At 47.0% G+C, this 17,833-nt stretch carries 21 protein-coding genes and 1 pseudogene; 11 read left to right on the top strand and 11 right to left on the bottom strand.

The window, feature by feature from the left end:
* Positions 1-3: 3 nt before the first annotated feature.
* Positions 4-612 (bottom strand): peptide deformylase, encoded by a 609-nt coding sequence (gene def / locus ACOJUO_RS07660; protein WP_422139429.1) that lies wholly within the window; start codon positions 610-612, stop codon positions 4-6.
* 160 nt (positions 613-772) lie between these two features.
* Here def and ACOJUO_RS07665 point away from each other — a divergent pair, with 160 nt between their 5' ends.
* From ACOJUO_RS07665 to ACOJUO_RS07685, 5 genes are all read left to right on the top strand, one after another.
* Complete coding sequence (locus ACOJUO_RS07665; RefSeq protein WP_422136147.1) at positions 773-1,054, top strand: FGGY family carbohydrate kinase; 282 nt, start codon at positions 773-775, stop codon at positions 1,052-1,054.
* Positions 1,051-1,494, top strand: coding sequence for an FGGY family carbohydrate kinase (locus ACOJUO_RS07670; RefSeq protein ID WP_422139430.1), 444 nt, complete (start codon positions 1,051-1,053; stop codon positions 1,492-1,494). The genes ACOJUO_RS07665 and ACOJUO_RS07670 overlap by 4 nt, the downstream gene beginning before the upstream one ends.
* Complete coding sequence (locus tag ACOJUO_RS07675) at positions 1,466-2,053, top strand: FGGY-family carbohydrate kinase (RefSeq protein WP_422139431.1); 588 nt, start codon at positions 1,466-1,468, stop codon at positions 2,051-2,053. The genes ACOJUO_RS07670 and ACOJUO_RS07675 overlap by 29 nt, the downstream gene beginning before the upstream one ends.
* Positions 2,054-2,085: 32 nt before the next feature.
* The gene (locus ACOJUO_RS07680; protein WP_422139432.1) at positions 2,086-3,735 is read left to right on the top strand and encodes a hypothetical protein; all 1,650 of its coding nucleotides are present in this window, start codon (positions 2,086-2,088) and stop codon (positions 3,733-3,735) included.
* Positions 3,736-3,871: 136 nt separating this feature from the next.
* Positions 3,872-4,141, top strand: a complete 270-nt coding sequence (locus tag ACOJUO_RS07685; RefSeq protein ID WP_422136151.1) for a hypothetical protein — start codon at positions 3,872-3,874, stop codon at positions 4,139-4,141.
* Positions 4,142-4,209: 68 nt separating this feature from the next.
* Here ACOJUO_RS07685 and znuA read toward each other — a convergent pair whose 3' ends face one another.
* Positions 4,210-5,202: a zinc ABC transporter substrate-binding protein ZnuA gene (znuA, locus tag ACOJUO_RS07690; protein ID WP_422139433.1), complete on the bottom strand. Its 993-nt coding sequence runs from the start codon at positions 5,200-5,202 to the stop codon at positions 4,210-4,212.
* A gap of 256 nt (positions 5,203-5,458) precedes the next feature.
* Positions 5,459-5,638, bottom strand: a complete 180-nt coding sequence (locus ACOJUO_RS07695) for a hypothetical protein (RefSeq protein ID WP_317144168.1) — start codon at positions 5,636-5,638, stop codon at positions 5,459-5,461.
* A gap of 280 nt (positions 5,639-5,918) precedes the next feature.
* Between ACOJUO_RS07695 and uvrD the strand changes: the two genes are divergently transcribed.
* Positions 5,919-8,072, top strand: a complete 2,154-nt coding sequence (uvrD, locus tag ACOJUO_RS07700) for a DNA helicase II (protein ID WP_422139434.1) — start codon at positions 5,919-5,921, stop codon at positions 8,070-8,072.
* 165 nt (positions 8,073-8,237) lie between these two features.
* Here uvrD and ACOJUO_RS07705 read toward each other — a convergent pair whose 3' ends face one another.
* Positions 8,238-8,669 carry a hypothetical protein gene (locus tag ACOJUO_RS07705; RefSeq protein ID WP_422136154.1) on the bottom strand — a complete coding sequence of 144 codons (432 nt, stop codon included), beginning with the start codon at positions 8,667-8,669 and terminating at the stop codon, positions 8,238-8,240.
* 33 nt (positions 8,670-8,702) lie between these two features.
* Between ACOJUO_RS07705 and ACOJUO_RS07710 the strand changes: the two are divergent.
* A pseudogene (locus tag ACOJUO_RS07710) lies at positions 8,703-8,813 on the top strand (IS701 family transposase); the annotation flags it as partial.
* A gap of 73 nt (positions 8,814-8,886) precedes the next feature.
* On the opposite strand, the gene ACOJUO_RS07715 reads toward ACOJUO_RS07710, so the two are convergent.
* The 3 genes from ACOJUO_RS07715 to ACOJUO_RS07725 form a co-directional block, all read right to left on the bottom strand.
* A complete protein-coding gene (locus ACOJUO_RS07715) occupies positions 8,887-10,275 on the bottom strand; it encodes a hypothetical protein (protein ID WP_422139435.1) in 1,389 nt (462 codons plus the stop codon).
* A 177-nt stretch (positions 10,276-10,452) separates the two neighbouring features.
* The gene (murI, locus tag ACOJUO_RS07720; protein WP_422139436.1) at positions 10,453-11,274 is read right to left on the bottom strand and encodes a glutamate racemase; all 822 of its coding nucleotides are present in this window, start codon (positions 11,272-11,274) and stop codon (positions 10,453-10,455) included.
* A gap of 20 nt (positions 11,275-11,294) precedes the next feature.
* Entirely contained in the window at positions 11,295-11,483 is a 189-nt protein-coding gene (locus tag ACOJUO_RS07725; protein WP_422136157.1) for a hypothetical protein, read from the bottom strand.
* A gap of 52 nt (positions 11,484-11,535) precedes the next feature.
* Between ACOJUO_RS07725 and ACOJUO_RS07730 the strand changes: the two genes are divergently transcribed.
* Both ACOJUO_RS07730 and ACOJUO_RS07735 read left to right on the top strand, forming a co-directional pair.
* Positions 11,536-12,033: a DUF29 domain-containing protein gene (locus ACOJUO_RS07730; RefSeq protein WP_422136158.1), complete on the top strand. Its 498-nt coding sequence runs from the start codon at positions 11,536-11,538 to the stop codon at positions 12,031-12,033.
* Entirely contained in the window at positions 12,026-12,514 is a 489-nt protein-coding gene (locus ACOJUO_RS07735; RefSeq protein ID WP_422136159.1) for a DUF29 domain-containing protein, read from the top strand. The genes ACOJUO_RS07730 and ACOJUO_RS07735 overlap by 8 nt, the downstream gene beginning before the upstream one ends.
* Before the next feature lie 101 nt (positions 12,515-12,615).
* Here ACOJUO_RS07735 and ACOJUO_RS07740 read toward each other — a convergent pair whose 3' ends face one another.
* A complete protein-coding gene (locus ACOJUO_RS07740; protein ID WP_422136160.1) occupies positions 12,616-12,777 on the bottom strand; it encodes a hypothetical protein in 162 nt (53 codons plus the stop codon).
* 93 nt (positions 12,778-12,870) lie between these two features.
* Complete coding sequence (locus ACOJUO_RS07745; RefSeq protein ID WP_422136161.1) at positions 12,871-13,002, bottom strand: hypothetical protein; 132 nt, start codon at positions 13,000-13,002, stop codon at positions 12,871-12,873.
* Positions 13,003-13,054: 52 nt separating this feature from the next.
* On the opposite strand from ACOJUO_RS07745, the gene ACOJUO_RS07750 reads away from it, so the two are divergent.
* On the top strand, positions 13,055-13,543 hold the full coding sequence (locus tag ACOJUO_RS07750; RefSeq protein WP_422139437.1) for a DUF29 domain-containing protein: 489 nt from the start codon (positions 13,055-13,057) through the stop codon (positions 13,541-13,543).
* 148 nt (positions 13,544-13,691) lie between these two features.
* Here the strand turns inward: ACOJUO_RS07750 and ACOJUO_RS07755 are convergent, their stop codons facing one another.
* Positions 13,692-15,683 carry a hypothetical protein gene (locus ACOJUO_RS07755; protein WP_422139438.1) on the bottom strand — a complete coding sequence of 664 codons (1,992 nt, stop codon included), beginning with the start codon at positions 15,681-15,683 and terminating at the stop codon, positions 13,692-13,694.
* Between the two features lie 369 nt (positions 15,684-16,052).
* Between ACOJUO_RS07755 and ACOJUO_RS07760 the strand changes: the two genes are divergently transcribed.
* The gene (locus tag ACOJUO_RS07760) at positions 16,053-16,331 is read left to right on the top strand and encodes a hypothetical protein (RefSeq protein WP_422139439.1); all 279 of its coding nucleotides are present in this window, start codon (positions 16,053-16,055) and stop codon (positions 16,329-16,331) included.
* On the opposite strand, the gene ACOJUO_RS07765 is transcribed toward ACOJUO_RS07760, so the two are convergent.
* Positions 16,328-17,587 carry a hypothetical protein gene (locus tag ACOJUO_RS07765; protein WP_422139440.1) on the bottom strand — a complete coding sequence of 420 codons (1,260 nt, stop codon included), beginning with the start codon at positions 17,585-17,587 and terminating at the stop codon, positions 16,328-16,330. The genes ACOJUO_RS07760 and ACOJUO_RS07765 overlap by 4 nt on opposite strands.
* Positions 17,588-17,833 lie beyond the last annotated feature (246 nt).

Here is a 17,833-nt window from a genome sequence, read left to right on the forward strand (position 1 = left end):
TTATCAGCGCCTATTAGAAATCTGGCCGCGCGTCGTCTTGCGGGCATTTTCTGTTGGCCAGCCTTCTGCCCATTCTTCCTGATACTCAATCGACTGATTGGGAATTATCAGACTTTTATCTTCCACCCTCACAGGGAAAAGCTTCCCGTTAAGGTGATCCAGTTCATGCTGCATTATCCTGGCAGTAAAACCTGAAAGGTTGCTTTCATGCCGCTCTCCGTGTTCGTTATATCCAACCACTGTGATGCTTTCAGGGCGCTCAATCCAGGCTCTCATGCCCGGAACTGAAAGGCAGCCTTCCCAGGTCCAGCAGGTATTTTTACTGAAATCGGTGATTTGTGGATTGATCCAGAATGCAAAAGGGATGTCCGGAGCCTGTGGATATCTGAACCGGTTAAGTTCTGAAATACCAACACTGAGAACACGGGCGGGCCAACCTATCTGGGGAGCGGCAAGTCCCACTCCAAGGGTACTTAATTGCTTCTGCTTGAGAATCTCAAGGTTGTGCTGAAAGTCATCTGAAGTTATTTCTCTGACGTCGACCTGGGGTTGTTCCTGAAACAGCAGAGGGTGGCCCATGAGTAATACATTTGGATCTTGATTCAGTCTCATCACAATAGATTCCGTAATAAAAATACGCTGTCTGTTTTATAGCCTAATATTGATGCAGCAAAATAGCCCGAGGAGCTGTTTGTCTATGTCAGGAACCTATATATGCGCCAAACATTCATCATCCCCAAAGTCATCTGCAAGGGTTCTCTGACAACAATTTATGCAACATTTCTACATAGGCGTCGATGTCGGCTCTGGCAGTGCCCGGGCGGGATTGTTCAATGCAAAGGGAGAGAAAATTGCCCTGGCCGTCAGTCCAATCAGGCAGTTTCGCCCTGCCGCAGACTTTGTTGAACAATCGTCGTCTGATATCTGGGAACAGGTCTGCAAGGTTGTAAGCACCGTTTTGAAGGATTCAGCTATCAATCCGGAACAGGTAAAGGCATCGGGTTTGACGCAACCTGTTCCCTGGTCTCTGTTGATGCAAATAATAACCCTGTGACCGTTTCGCCCACAGAACGGGATGATCAGAATATCATCATGTGGATGGATCACCGGGCATTAACCGAGGCAGCCGAAATCAATGCCACCAACAGTGAGGTTCTGAAGTTTGTCGGTGGCGAAGTCAGCCCCGAAATGGGACTGCCTAAACTGAAATGGTTAAAACGTCACCTGCCGAAGCATTATGAACGCACTGCACGTTTTTTCGACCTGTCGGATTACCTGGTTTACCGCTCCAGTGGCAAGGACCTTCGGAGCACTTGTACCAAGGTGTGCAAATGGACTTATCTTGCCCACGACCAACGTTGGGATACCTCTCTGTTTCAGCAGCTGGATCTGGAAGACCTGATTGTCGATGAAAAAATCGGTCAGACAATCATTGATCCCGGTTCGCCTGCTGGACAGCTGACTGATGAAGCAGCAAAAGCGCAGTACATATGAGATTCTGAACCAAGAGGTGGCCCGCCTTGAGTCTGAAAATCCCCATTTTACCGCCCATTTCCATCTGCTGGGCTACCATCATGGCAACCGTTCACCTCGGGCTAACCCTTATTTAAAAGGCATGGTTTCAGGCTTGTCATTAAATGAGGACCTGACCGAACTGGCTAAAATTTACATGGCTGCTATTCAATCAGTGTCCTACGGCACACGTCATATCATTGCGACAATGAACAATGCCGGGCATCAAATAAATCGCATACATATGTGTGGCGGAGTCACAAAAAATCCCTTGTGGCTTCGTGAGCACGCTAATGCAACGGGTTGCGAAATCATCCTGAGTAAAGAGGACGAAGCGGTGATCCTTGGTTCTGCCATGCTGGCGGCAACGGCCTGCGGTGATTTTGCCGGGTTAAAGGATGCCATGTCCGCTATGTCATCCACAGGCAAGGTCATCAAACCCCAAACATCAACCCGGGCTTTTCATGATGCCAAGTACAAGGTTTTTCAAGAAATGTTCGAAGACCAGATGAAGTACAAAAACATTATGGGTGAATTTTAATCAGACAAACACGGCCTAAGGAGGTTTAAATTGTGACTGCTTTAACCCTGACCCTGCCTGAGAAAAGACAACCTGTTGCCCTGCAAGATAAAGAAGTCTTTGTTATTGCAAATGGCGATCTCAGGGATACTGCGAATCAGACATGCTGGGATGTTCAGCAGTCTTTTGAGAGAAAACTGGAGGCGGCCTTGAAAGAGAAGTTTGATTTCATTGCCCGCCGCGCCCATCCCGTAAAAGAGGTACAGGGACACGGATTCATCAGCAACCAGCGTGAAGGCTCTGATGTTCTGGCCTCGATTAACCCTGAGGCTCCGGTTATTGTGCTGATGACCGCGTGGCAATACTCGCATCATATAGCACCCTCCCTGGTTCATCACAGGGGCCCTATCCTGTTGCTGGCTAACTTCGATGGCACATGGCCCGGTCTGGTGGGGGCATTGTGTATGGCTGGCACCCTGACCAGTCTTGGCAAAGATTACAGCCGCCTGTGGTCCGAAAACTTTGATGATGATTTCTTTTACATGGGTCTGCAAGCCTGGCTGGAAAGCGGACAGATTGAACACGATACCTCCTACCTGAAAGAGATCACCAGAGAGCACCCTGTGACTGGCACTGAAGCCGGTAAAATAGGTCAGCAGGTGGGAGAATACATTCTCGAAAACAAGGAGATTATGGGACTTTACGACATGTTCTGCATGGGCATGATGAACGGCGTATTCCCACAGGAATGCCTCGTCAGGATTGGAATGCCCATTGAGGCATTATCCCAGTCCGCGCTTTTGTACGACATGAGTCTTGTTTCAGAAGAGCTGCGTGAGGAGTGTTTGCAATGGTATATCGATCGCGGTATGGCCTTCAAATTTGGTAGCGATGCTGCCACCGAGCTGACCCGCGAGCAGGTAAAAGAGCAGTGCGCCATGATGATTGCCATGGCTCGTGCGACCAAACGCTTTGGCCTGACAAGCGTTGGGGTTCAGTATCAACAGGGTTTGAAAGACAGTTGTGCTGCCTCGGACTTTGCAGAAGGTGCCATCGGCTCAACCGCCCGCTTTCCGATTAAAGACGACAATGGAGACGTGATTTCCGAAGGCAAGCCCATTCCCTGCATTAACGAGGTAGACATGGGGACCGCTATTCCACAAACCATGCTGTTTCGCCTGCTCGACAGTCTGGGTCTGCCATCGGAGACAACGCTGCACGATATTCGCTGGGGCAGTGAGTTTGAAGGTACATTTTATTGGGATTTCGAAATTTCCGGCTCTGTACCTTTCGAACACATCAAGGGGGGAATCGGCGGTGCTATCGGTCACCGACAGCCTGCCATGTACTTCCCCTTAGGCGGCTCTACGCTGAGCGGCCAGAGTAAAGCAGGCAGGTTTGTGTGGGCTCGAGCGCACTATGAGGGTACAGACGTTCACATGCATATCGGTACCGGTACGGCCTTCGAACTGCCTCAGCAAGAGTTTCAGCGTCGTCTTAATGCAACCTGCAAAGAGTGGCCTTTGATGAACTGTGTACTGGACGGAGTGGGTCGTGACGACCTGATGGCGGGTCACCAGAGCAACCATATTTCTATTGCCTATGTGCCGCAAGAAAATCTGAAACAAGTGATTCAGGCATTTGCCACACAAGCCCTGACTCAAAACATACGTGTTCATTTAGCTGGCGATATTGCCATTTGAAACTCTGGCAGAGGTGTGACATTAGGGCCAGCTAATGAATAAGATAATCCTTGAATAAAGGTTTTATCTGTGGATAACCTGTTAAAAGGTGTGGAAAAAACTGTCATTGATGTGTGCATAAATGCAAGGAGGCGTTATGAAACTGGAAAAGTGTCCCTGTTGTCTGGGCGAAGCAGAGTTGGCCAGCATGATGGTTGGGGACACTGAAATGTGGCAGGTGACCTGTTCAAGCTGCGGGTTATCCACAGAGCTGGATGATGACCAGACCTTTTCGGAAGAACGATGGAATCTGCGTCTGGAGCGTTCAAAGTTGAAAATGTGGGTAACCCTGCTGGCTTCCCTGCTGCCTTTTCTGGCAGTAGCCGCGTTTCTTGGTGGCAGTTTTATGGGGCTCAGGCTTCAGTAAATACCCCGATCACCTGTCAATTGCAGGTTCACGGGGCTCTTTTTAACGGGGCTCTTGTTAAATTGTAATTACTGCTTCAGGCAGCTGACGATGGTGTTGGTCAAACTGTCCATAAACTCGATATAACCATCAGGGCCGACAGCGACATCTGTGGCCAGAGGGTCGAGCACAGCAACATGGGCGTTGGTGTCTTCAATGATCCTGTCAATATAAGCAGGCTGGAACTGCGGTTCACGGAAAACGCAGCTATTACCGGCTTTTTTAAGCTTCTCTTGCAGATGAGTCAGATGTTTCGCACCCGGCTGCTGTTCCGGGTTTGCAGTGAAATGATCGACAATATTCAGCTCGTAATGCTTCTGAAGGTAACCATAAGCATCATGGAAAACGAACATGGGCTGATTATGGTAGTCAGTCAGTTTGCTGATGTTGCGCTTATCTGCTGCCTGTACCGCTTTTTTGAATGCGTTGTAATTATCCGTGTATTGCTTTTTATGCCCAGGGTCCAGCTCACTCAGCTTCTCTGACAGGGTTTTGGCTATCGCTATGGCGTTATCGGGGCTTAGCCAGATGTGGACGTCATACTCGCCGTGGTGATGATGGCTTTCCCCGGCATGGTCATCATGGTTCTCATGATCATCATGATCTTCTCCGGCATGATCATCGTGGTTTTCTCCACCATGATTATCATGGTTCTCTTCTTCGCCTTCATTAATTTTCAGAAGCTTTAACTCACTTTCCTGCATTAAAGGCACGGAGGTCGCTTTTATTGAACCTGACAGGGTTTTATCCAGAAAGACTTCCATATCGGGTCCGACCCAGAAAACAAAATCGGCTTCATAAAGCTTTCTGGCGTCTGAAGGCTTCAGGCTGTAACTGTGGGGAGAAGCACCAGCAGGAAGTAACACGTCAGCAGAAGTAACACCTTCGGTGATGGAAGCCGCAATCAGTTGTAAAGGTTTAATAGAGGTCAGTACTTTGGGCGGTTCATTGCTCCAGACCGACAAAGAGAGAAAAAGGCCAGCCAGCCAGAGTATTATCTTTGGTTTTCTTGAGGAAATCATAGGGAGGCAACTGTATCAGTATCTAAAAAAACGTTATACTATAACACTTCTGGTAGTAAATGCCCGTGTTTTTCTAACAAATCGATTTGTTGTTTGTTTTCTAGCTCGCAAATAAGATGGTTAATGGCTGCTAAACAGACAACGGCAAGAGAGTCAGATTATATCAGGATTGCGATAGAGAAAGCGGTGGGAAAGTAAAATCTGGAATGGTCAGCAAAATCTCAGCCCCTTGATAAGGGGCTGAAAAAATGAATGGTCAAACATCACCCCAGTAGCTGTCGCCGAAGAACGAGCTGAGTTTTTTGGTTTCTTTTCTGTCTTCCAGGGCCCTTCGAATCTGCAGTGCGCGCTTTGAACCTTTATTAGGTAAATCGTCTCGAACAATTTCTTCTTCCTGAAGATAATCTTTCTTAAGCTGTATATCTTTGTTAGCCATGGCGGCACCTCTTTGTTCTTTTTGATTTTTATTGTTTTTATGATGCTTTCTGACAGTTACGAAATTATGAAAAATGTTTGAGAAGAACAAGAGAAAAATACGACAAAGTGTGTGAGATATGTCTCACGGTAGTGATTTTTAGCAGAATTGTCTTAAACCTTCGTCCAAACGAGAGTTTACGACGATGTTGCTAAAACCTTGTACAATTCCTTAACGGCTCTGGTTGCGCATTGAGCAGCCGGACTGCATGGTTTTTATCTAGCTGGAAAGAATGCTGTCTATGGACGTAACCCCTATCATTGACTCCCTGAACGATGCCCAGCGACAGGCGGTCACAAGTCCTCCGGGTTCACTGCTGGTTCTGGCAGGAGCTGGCAGTGGTAAAACCCGGGTACTGGTGCATCGTATTGCCTGGCTGATTCAGGCTGAAGGCATGTCGCCCTACTCCATTATGGCAGTGACTTTTACCAACAAGGCAGCGGCAGAGATGCGAAGCCGTATCGAAGAACTGCTCGGGATTCCACCTCGTGGCATGTGGGTTGGAACTTTCCACGGGCTGGCACACCGGTTGTTGAGGGCTCACTTTAAGGATGCAGGCTTGCCTGAGAACTTTCAGATACTCGACAGCGATGATCAGCTGAGGGTGATCAAACGTCTGATGAAGGCCATGAACCTTGATGAACAGAAGTGGCCTCCCCGTCAGGCCCAATGGTACATCAACAGCAAGAAAGATGAAGGGCTCAGACCTGACTATATCGATCCGGGTTATGATCCTTTTGAAAGAACCATGCTGGATGTTTACCGGGCTTATCATGACTATTGCAACCAAACAGGTGTTGTTGATTTTGGTGAGCTGCTGCTACGTTCACATGAGCTCTGGCTGAAAAGACCGGATATTCTTCAGCACTATCAAGAGCGATTCCGTTACCTGCTGGTGGACGAATTTCAAGATACTAACGCCATTCAGTATGCCTGGTTGAGGATCTTGACCGGTGATCAGGACAAAATGATGATCGTCGGTGATGACGATCAGTCGATCTATGGCTGGCGTGGTGCCCGTATTGAAAACATACGACAATTCTCAAAAGACTTTCCGAAAGCCCAAACCATTCGTCTTGAGCAAAATTATCGCTCTACCAGTAACATCCTGCGTGCAGCCAATGCAGTGATTGCCAATAACCCGGACAGGCTGGGTAAAGAGCTCTGGACCAGCGGTTATGAAGGAGAGCCCATCCAGCTTTATGCCGGTTTTAACGAAATGGATGAAGCCCGATTTATCACCGATCGTATTCGTGAGGCTTCTGAACAGGGCATGGCTCGCAGTGGTATAGCGATACTTTATCGCTCTAATGCCCAGTCCCGTATTCTCGAAGAAGCCATGCTCAGGGCTTCCATTCCCTACCGAATTTATGGTGGTCAGCGGTTTTTTGAACGGGCGGAAATCAAGAATGCTCTGGCCTATCTGAGACTAGTCAGCTCACCTGATGACGACACTTCCCTCGAAAGGGTTATCAATATTCCTACTCGTGGTATTGGTGAAAAAACCGTTGAAAAACTCCGTGAAACAGCCCGTTCACAGGGCCTGAGTTTATGGGGTGCCGTCAAAACTGTTGTTGCCGCCAGTGCCATTGGTGGCAAAGCCGGTCGTTCTCTGGGTGAATTTGTTGACTTGATAGAAAGCCTGAGTGCTTCAGGTGATGAGCTGAATCTGGGGGAGTTGGCCGACCATGTAATATCCGTCTCTGGTTTGATTGATCATCATGAGAAAGAGAAAGGGGAAAAAGGTCGTGCCAGGGTAGAAAACCTGGAGGAACTGGTCACCGCCTGCAGCGAATTTGATATTGAAGACTTCGATCAGGATGAAGAGACAGAGCCCATGTCTCCGCTGGCAGCATTTCTGGCCCACGCGGCTCTGGAAGCCGGAGACAATCAAGCTGACCCATTTACAGACAGCGTTCAGATGATGACCCTTCATTCAGCTAAGGGTTTGGAGTTTCCGCTGGTTTTTCTTGCCGGTCTGGAAGAAGGTCTGTTCCCCCATAAGATGTCTCTGGAAGAAGGTAACCTGGAAGAAGAAAGACGACTCTGTTACGTCGGGATTACCCGGGCTATGGAAAAGCTCTATCTTACCTATGCAGAGAATCGCAGACTCTACGGGAGTGACACCATGAATCGCCCTTCCCGCTTTATTCGGGAAATTCCCGGCGAGCTGCTGCAGGAAGTGCGTCTGGGTGGATCAATTACTCGTCCGGTTTCTGTTCAAACATCTGACCATGGATTGGCTTTAGGCCAGCGTGTTCATCATGATGTCTTTGGTGAAGGGGTGGTCCTGAATTATGAGGGTGAAGGCGGCCAGGCCCGGGTTCAGGTCAACTTTGATTCGGAAGGTTCAAAATGGTTGATGATGGCTTACGCTAACCTGAGTCCGTTGTAGGTATAAGCATCTGGTCAGCGACCTGGATCTTCCCCCGTCTAAAGAGGGTGTCGCAAAACCCTGGTTCCCAAGTTTTCAGACCCTGTGGGTCCCTGCATGGAAACGAGAGCTTTGCGACAGCCTTAATTCAGGTGAGGAGTGCCGCAATTGATTTTGTAGCGTGATTCACAGTGCGTCGTAGTAATCCCCCCACTTTTGTCTGAAAAACACGTTACAGTACTGTAACTCCAATTCTAATGGCGATTCGTTGGTGACATTGACATAAGGGTTAAGTTCCAATGTGACTACTACTGACTCTCCCGCCAGCAGCTTATCGTACAGTGCTCGTTTTCGCCCTTCATTCTCTGAAGCTGGCATTCGTATAATGATATTTTTTTTGCAGTTTGATGCAGGTATAGGAAAGTATTTTTTGGGCACCAATATTTCAAATTGACCACCCTGGTTAAAACCATAGTGCTCGTTAACCCTGTACTCGCCAGACTTCAGTTCATATTGCATATGATAATAGTCAGAGTATTTGCCCGGGTTTACTTTTATCCATTCTGCATAAGTTATTGCAGTGAATAGCAGCATGAATAGGGTTAAAATTTTGTTCATAAGTACCTGGCCAGTTGGTTAGTGATTCTAACCCGTTCACAACGTATAGATACTGTTGATTTTTCAGAAAATAGATCTGCACAAGCGTGTATAGCAGGTGTGGATTTCCCCATTCTGCTATACCGCAAGGTCTTTACAAACAGAGGCAGTCAAGAGAACTGTCAACTGTGTAGTTTGATTCATCAGTAACTGAGGAGACTTTTACAAGTCTTAATGATCATTTAGTGTCAAGGATAATTACATCATAATTAGGAATAAACTCGCCCTCAATAAGATGATGGTTATGGTTTTTTCGCAAATTGCGAACATAATAGATAATACCAGCAGCTATAGTAGTTAAAACGAACCCCACGGGGATTCCAACGGCGATTCCTGTCTCTATTCCCTTGCTGTAATCTCGTGATAATTTTTTCCAGTCGGGGTTGGGATAAAGACACTCCTGTTGAGGCAGTTCTTGATGTATAGCGATGGGCGAGTTGAGTCTATTGGCAAGATCTGCTTTTTGGGTTCTGGTATCTCCGGGATAGAAAGTATGTGTTTGCGAAAATGGGCTTTGGGTGGATGCTTCTATCACCTCAGGGTCGGAGAGATTTGCTTTGACAACCAGGTCTGTGGTTAGCGTGTGGAAAGTTTTTAGAGAGCGTGTCACTTCTATATCACAAAGATAACGACCAGCATCAGTTACATTGACTCCGTGCATAGTCACAGTGAAGGTATAGTTCCCAAGATTGGAAAGATCCAGTGAAATATTTCTCAGATTGGAAAAACTCAGCGATGTGTTTCCCGGACTGGAAAAATTCATCGGTACTTGTCTTTCGGCATTTTGATAGGAAATACTTTCTACCTTGTCTTTCTGCCAATAAAGGTAGGTTTCGATACTGCCATTTTTTTGCTGGGGGCCAAAGCGAACCGAATCCAGTGATGGTATCTCATTATCAACAGTGGGATTGAATCTATATTGGAATCTGGCTTCATTGCCCTGAAGAACAGCAATGTTTGGATTCACTGGCCCATGATGAATGTGTCTTAGTTCAAGATCGCATCTGAATATAACTGGTGGGAAGGAGTCATAACGGATGCGTGCGCCATAAAATCCGGCCTCTTCTGGCTGTACATCCTTAAAAAAGATTTTCAGATTAGCGCCTGCCGCATCTCCTTTGTAAGAATAAGAAAACCGTCCTTCGTAACCTTTTTCTGTATCCAATGTATGATTTTCTAACTTCATCATAGAAAAATCGACCCACTTATATTGACGATTCCAGAGCCCAAAACAAATCTCCTCTTTTTCATCAAAATTCCCTGTCGGGCAAGGGCCATGATCAATCCTGACAAAAAGAACAACTGTGCCTTTAAAATATTCATGCAACTGTGGCTCAAACTGACAGCTACCTTCGCAAGTTTTAAGATTTTTGGCATCTGCAAAGCCGCTATTTTGATTATCAGGACGGTTAATAGCGGAGTGGAGAACAAACATGGTTGCCAGAGATTGTAGCCAGGAATTAGAGTTTAAATATGGAGAAGAACGGGCATAAGGTGAAACAAGTGGCAGCATGATGAGCATCAACACCAGACTGTAATTTGAATATCTTAATTTTTGAATAAACATAACATCGCCTTTCAGGTATCAAATGGATTGAAAACTGCTGATTGGTTTTTGACAGATAATGAAATCATGGCATTGAGCGTAGACGAGAATCCGGATCACAGCAGGCAGGCAAAACAGACCCATGTATCCTTTGATGCATGCCGCTGAGTATTACAACATTCCTGAGAACTTTGATTGTCAGCCTGACGGGGTAATCCCGATCAGGCAGTCCAGACAGGTTATTTCCGAAAAATTCATGGCTTCCAGAGCGGGTAGCAATGACGTGACCGATTTGTCTGAGCCCGTATAAAGGAAGCGATGTTCAACAGGCCCTTCATGATGGGAATAATGCACCTCCAGCAAAGAGGCCACTCTGCGGGCGATAGCTTCACCGGAATCAATCCAGGTAACGGGGGTGGGTACGACAGAATCCAGAAGTTCCTGAACCAATGGAAAATGGGTGCAACCCAAAACGATACAGTCTGGCCAGTTAGTGCTTTTGAACAGCGGTTCAATAATTTTTTTCAGATCATCAGGGTTTATTTTTTCACCGCGCAGATGTTGTTCAGCAAGGTGTACCAGTTCACTACTGCCTACCCGAATCACCTCACAGTCTCCTGCGAACTCATGGATCAGCTGACTGGTATATTCTCTTTCAACGGTTCCCGGCGTGGCCAGAAGGCCAATGCAGCGTTTTTTTGAAGACTGGCTGGCAGGTTTGATGGCTGGCACAACGCCAACAACAGGAATTTCGAGCAGCTGGCGGGCCCTGGGCAAAGCAATAGTGCTGGCTGTATTGCAGGCGATGATGGCCAGGGAGGGTTGAAAGTTATTAACCAGCCGTGACAGACAATGAAGAGTTCGGTCAACCACATCATTTTCAGACTTTGGGCCATAGGGAAAACCTTCACTGTCAGAGCAGTAAATCACGGACAGAGACGGCAGTTTCTCCCTGACTTTCTGGTAGATGCTGAGACCTCCGACTCCGGAGTCAAAAATGACGATAGGCTTCTGTTGCATAAGATGACAGAGGTACCGGTTCAATGAAAATAAACAGCATAGACTAGAGCCTTTGTTTCTCTTTGAAAATAGTTGCTTAAACTTAGTTTCTGCATCCCCATCATTTGTTTTCGATACTGAGGGTTCTCCTTGGCATCAATGGCCGAATTGACCAGCCCAAAACCACGGGCAGAGCCCCCGGCAAAGGCATCTGTGCTTTGGTAATTCATTTTGATTCCCTTCTGTTATTTGCCTACAGTGGTAGGGCAATGGAGGTATTTTATGGAAAACCTATACAAAACCGATTACACCCAATGGCTCAGCAAGCAACGGGAGTTACTGGCTCAGCGGCAATTTGACCAGCTCGACATAGACAATCTTCTGGAGGCGATGGAGTACGAGATGGGCAACAGTATCAGGGCTTTTGACTCTCATTTAACTATCTTGTTGCTGCATCTACTCAAGTACGATTATCAGAAACGAGTGTTAAAAGACCCTTGGGTGGAAAGTATGGTAGCCCATTTATGGGTCACTAGTATTGGGCAATCAAGAGTTCAGATCAATCGCCATTTAAAGGGTGACCACTGTCTTGAATCCAAGGCTGACGAGCTGATAACCGACGTTTATCAAGATGCTAAAAAGCTTGCAGTTAAGGAGATGAATCAACACGCTCGTAGTGAAAGCCAGAAACTTGATAGAAGCAGCTTCCCAGACCAATGCCCGTGGACCTTTGAGCAGATCATGACAGAAGACTGGCTGCCGGAGGCTGACCATGAGTAACCTATACAAAACCGACTACACCGCATGGCTAGGTCAGCAACGCGAACTACTGGCCAAACGACAATTTGACCAGCTCGACATCGACAATTTGTTGGAGGCGATGGAACGACGTATGGGAGATGAGGTTAAAGAATTACGCGCCCACTTGGTGGTATTGCTGGTTCACTTGCTGAAATACGACTACCAGAAACGGATTCTTAAAGACCCTTGGGTTGAAGACAAAGTTCTCTACACTTGGATACCCAGTATCAACAATCCGAGAAGGGAAATTGAACTCCACGTTGAGGAAAACCGGTGTCTTCAGCCAAATGCTGAAGAGATAATGGCCAATGTTTACCCGAAGGCTAAACGGGATGCTATTGACGAATTGAATAGATACATCAAGATCAAGAGCAAACGCCTGAACAAAAACAGTTTCCCCAAGGAATGCCCATGGTCTTTTGAGCAAGCCACCAAAAAAAACTGGCTCCCCGGCGACTAAAACAGCGCAGCAGCCCCAATCCCCGCCACCGACCCAATAGCGCCAGAGAACCCACCCTGGTTCCGGGCACTCTGCTGAACCGCCGCCTGGTTGCGCTGGCTTTACAATGCGGCTGCCGAGTTAATCCCCTGCAAACCCTGACCCTGTGCGCTTCTGACAAGATTCATCAAGCCTGTCCTCAGACTGTCCTGACGTTGTGCTGCCCCTTCCCGCACGGTATTGGCGGCGACAATCCGGGCACCGTTCCGGCTCAGTGACCTCATGCGCTAGCGGGCCTGTTTCTGTGCTCCTGTCAGCCCGGCACCATACCCGGCCAGTTGACAACACATAATCAGTTCTCCTTGCCAGAGTAGCCGTTATAAATCTTTCTGCATCCCCATCATTTGTTTTCGATACTGACGATTCTCCCTGGCATCAATGGCCGAATTGACCAGCCCAAAACCACGGGCAAAGCCACCGGCAAAGGCGTCTGTGCTTTGGTAATTCATTTTGATTCCCTTCTGTTAATTGCCTACATTGGAGGGGCAATGGAGGTATTTTATGGAAAACCTATACAAAACCGATTACACCCAATGGCTCAGCAAGCAACGGGAGTTACTGGCTCAGCGACAGTTTGACCAGCTCGACATTGACAATCTTCTGGAGGCGATGGAACGACGTATGGGCGATGAGGTTAAGGAATTACGCTCTCACTTGGTGATATTGCTGGTTCACTTGCTGAAATACGACTACCAGAAGCGGATTTTGAAAGACCCTTGGGTGGAAGACAAGGTTATTCAGTCATGGATGCCCAGTATCAGCAACCCTAGAAAACAGATTGAGCTGCACGTCGAAGAATATCCCCACCTGAGCAACCGTTTTGACGAATCACTCGAAAAAGCCTATCCGAAGGCTAAACGATACGCCATTGAAGAACTAAACCGCTATATCAGGATCAATAGCAAACGGCTGAACAGAAAAAGCTTTCCCGACCAATGCCCATGGAGCTATGAGCAGGTTACACAAATGGGATGGCTGCCCGACGACTAAAACAGCTCAGCAGCCCCAATCCCCGCCACCGTCCAAATGGTGCCAAAGAACCCACCCTGGTACCGGGCACTCTGCTGAACCGCCACCGCCTCCAAAACACATAATCAGCTCTCCTTGCCAAAGTATCCGTTACAAGTCATGCAAATCACTAACGCTGATCAACTAAGTCCAATCCTGTGTCTGGACTAGCTTCCGGGTGTGTTCTTCTGTCTGCAGAGTCCGGATCGACGACGGACTGTTCTTGATCGTTCGTCAGCAAGGAGACCGTGTCAAAATCTGTGACAGTTGTTTCTGTTTCAGAAGATCTCTGAGCAGAAGGGACAGGTGCTTCTGGCGAAGCTTTAGCTGAGCCATCTGACATGCTGGTGTGGGAATCATCTGGCTGCATCTTTGCGTCTTCTAAAATATAACCGCGACCGTACAGCTCGCCATAAGATTTCAGGAACATCCAGTGACGGTAGCCACCACCTGCATCACTTGTAGCCCCGGAGTCCGTGTCAGGAGTGGTGACGGTTGTTTCTGTTTCAGAAGATCCCTGAGCAGAAGGGACAGGCGCTTCTGGCGAAGCTTTCCCTGAGCCATCTGACATGCTGGTGTGGGAATCATCTGGCTGCATCTTTACGTCTTCAAAAATATAACCGCGACCGTACAGCGTGCCATAATTTTTCAGGAACATCCAGTGACGGTAGCCACCACTTGCATCATTTGTAGCCCCGGCGTCCGTGTCAGGAGTGGTGACGGTTGTTTCTGTTTCAGAAGATCCCTGAGCAGAAGTGGCAGGTGCTTCTGGCGAAGCTTCCCCTGAATCATCGGATTTGCCAATGAGGTTTTCCAGCTTCTGTATAAGATGTCTTATGCCTATAACTTTAAATTTATCACCAATAGCATCCTGGGCGAGCACTAAAGCGTATCGCAGCTTCTCGAGTTCTTCCTTTGGCATATCTTTCGGAATCTCTTCTCCAGAATGTGCACTAAAAGAAAATGCACTAAATGTTACGCCTTCAGATGCATAAATTGCTGTAGCCTTTTCCCTGTCAGAGAAGGTCCAGCCTTGTCGCTCGTAGACTTCACTAACCTTGGCTAAAAGCAAAGAGATGTCATTCATTAAAGAGATATAAACATAATCAGACTCGTTTCTGTCTTCTGGAGGAGTTCGGGAATAATCGGTTGCTCTTTCCGGTGGGTCATTGTCTTCACCGCCTGAGCCAGCCCCAATACCTCCACCACTGCCGATATTACCTGCCCGAGAGTCAGTGGACCCGGAAGCAAGAGGTGCATCGGCAGGCTTTTTCACTTCACCTCCCTCACCTTCTTTTCCATTATCTGCATCCATAGGCTCTTCGGAGGAATAAGGATCGCTGATAATGGCCGCTTTACCATGTCCTGAATAGACCAGCCAGGCATATTGACTCAGGGGAACACAGTGACTGCTGCCTTTGCAGAAGCTTGTGTTGGGATAAGTGGGAAAAAGAGTCATGTCGGGAAAAATAAAATACTCATTTACTTCAGCCTGTTTCAGCACTCCCCCAGGGAAAGCTTCTTTTCCTTCCAAGCCGTCAGGATGTTCATTCAGGTGCTGGATCAGGTTGATAACCAGTTGAAGAACTTCCGGCATTAATAAGATAGCCGGGACCAGGAATGAGTGATAGGGTTCGGAAATCTCAGAATCGCTGAATTCAGAAATAATGAACGTTTTTCCATGAAAAGAAAATCTCATGGTGTTGAACTGAGAATCAAACACCAGCCTTATCTTGTTCAGTCTGAGAATATCCAGATGATTCAGATAGACCTGCTCTAATGCAGATGTTGTTTTGGAAGTTCTATCTGCGACTTTAAATGCAGTGACGAAAACACCTTCATCGGCTTCAGATATCTCAATAGAGGAGGAGCCGAAAGTGGCAACATTTAATGGAAGAAATGTTTTTGTTTTACTCAGAGGGGACGCTTCAGGTTGATAAAAAAAAGTATCAGTCCATTGTGCTTCAGGAAGCTTCAATACTTCTATAGGTGATAGGTATAAGTCCGTTGTTTTGGGTTGGTAGTTATAAGAAATCGAATGATGGGCCAGGTCATACCATTGTCCTGCTTCACTGTAAAATGACACAAGGAGAGGGACTATCGGAAGCAACCGATACTGCATTTGTATACTCCACTTTAGTACCTAACCAGTTGGTTTCGCATATTCTGGACGGCGGCTTTTTCCATCCTTCTGCGTTCCAACTCTGGTTGCGTAGCTATGGCTACGCGCCCGTCGTTGCGCCTTGAAGGATGAAAAAATCCACTCGCCAGAATATGCGAAACCAACTGGCCAGGTAATTAATCAACATTATTTATGCAAAGGTTATTTTTAGCAGTAGTTGATCGATATGCAAAAAAATTGTTTTTTATTTGTCTTCCAGCCATTTGGCAGAACTGCTTTCAAGGTTTGTGATGATTTAGCTGATTACGCTTGGAGGTAAATATTTTTCAGGATACACTCATTCAATAGGTCAGCAAGGAAGCGCAACTGATGAAAATCAATCCGTCTTCTACTTCCACTGCACTGGACTATGGTGAAAACCCAAACAAAAGCTCAGGCGATCAGGGTGAAGGTTCTCAACAGGGTGGCGATGAGTATCAGCCTAAAGTCCCTCAAAAGGAGCGGGGGCTCAACTCTGCCCGAAATCTGCGATCCCGAAAAGCTTCAAAAAAACGCAATAAGAAGCGTGGGGCCCGAAAACTTTCTGAGCGTCGGGCCCGTCAAAAAGACAAAGACGAGTATCAAAATGACAGCGAGTCTGATGTCTAAATCTCATCAATGTTGATGAGTAACCTCCTTTCTTTGGATGACATACCTTTGCGCAGCTCTCTGTTTTTTGAAGGGCCAGAACTGACTACGGGCTCTTCTTCATCCTTCGCTACCAGCAATGGAGCTGTGTCAGGAGGCACGACTGTTGTCTCTGTTTCAGCTGATTCCTGATCAGAAGTTGCAGGTGCTTCAGGTGGTGGTGTGGATGGTTTCTGGGACGCTTCCTTTGAGTCATCGAATTGAACGCTTTGGTCATTCGTCAGCTTCTTCCAGCTTCTTTTACCATGATTTATACGATAAAAACGGCCTCTGAAATTTGCGAATTTTTCTATCTGGACAGTCTCGATGCGTCTGTCTTTTGATGCATTACGATTCAGTCTGGCAATTGTAGACCTTTCCAGGTCAGACCTTGATTGAGCATCTCGCTCGTCAGCTTCATCATCTTCAGGTAGTAGGAAAGAGGTTTCGTCATCTTCAAATTCGTTTCTGTCTTCTGGAGGTGTTCTGGAATAATCTGTTGCTCTTTCAGGTGGATCATTTTCTTCACCGCCTGAGCCAAGCCCGACGTATCCATTTCGGACATTACCGACCCGGAAGTTAGTCAATCCGGCAGGTGCTGGTCTATAGACCGTTTTTTTCCCTCTATCGCCATTACCTCTTTTTCCTTTTTTTCCATCCATAGGCTCATCGGAGGAATAAGGATCACTGATAATGGCTGCTTTCCCATGCCCTGAATAGACCAGCCAGGCATATTGACTCAGGGGAACACAGTGACTGCTGCCCCTGCAGAAGCCTGTGTTGGGCTGAGTGGGAAACAGAGTCATGTCGGGAAAAATGAAATACTCATTCTCGTCAGCCTGTTCGAGTATTCCCCCGGGGAAAGCTTCTTCTCCCTCTATACCATAAGGGTGTTCATTCAGGTGCTGGACCAGATTGACAACCAGTTGCAGGACTTCGGGCATTAACAAGATAGCCGGGACCAGGTATGAGTGATAGGGTTCGAAAATTTCAGAATCGCTGAATTCGGAAATAATGAAGGTTTTTCCATGAAAAGAAAATTTCATGGTGTTGACCTGAGAGTCAAAAATAAGACTGATTCTGTTCAGTCTGAGAATATCCAGTTGATTCAGATAGACCTGCTCTAATGCAGGTGTTGTTTTGGAAGTTCCTTCTGCGTCTTTAAATGCACTGACGAAAACACCGCCATCGGCTTCAGAAATCTCAACACAGGAAGCACCAGCTGTAGCAATGTTCAATTGAAAAAGTGTTTTTGTTCCACTCAGGGGGGGTGTTTCGGGATGATAAAATAATTCATCGGTCCATGGTACTTTGGGAGCTTCCGACAATTGAAGTAAATGTGGAAGATTCCGGTCCATTATTATTTTGGGTTGGTTGTAATAATAAGAAGTTGAATACTGGGCTAAGTTAGGCCATTGTCCTGCTTCACTGTAAAATGACACAAGGAATGGGACTATCGGAAGAAACCGATACTGCATTTGAAT

Source organism: Endozoicomonas sp. ALC020, assembly GCF_049275935.1.
GTDB lineage: Bacteria > Pseudomonadota > Gammaproteobacteria > Pseudomonadales > Endozoicomonadaceae > Endozoicomonas_A.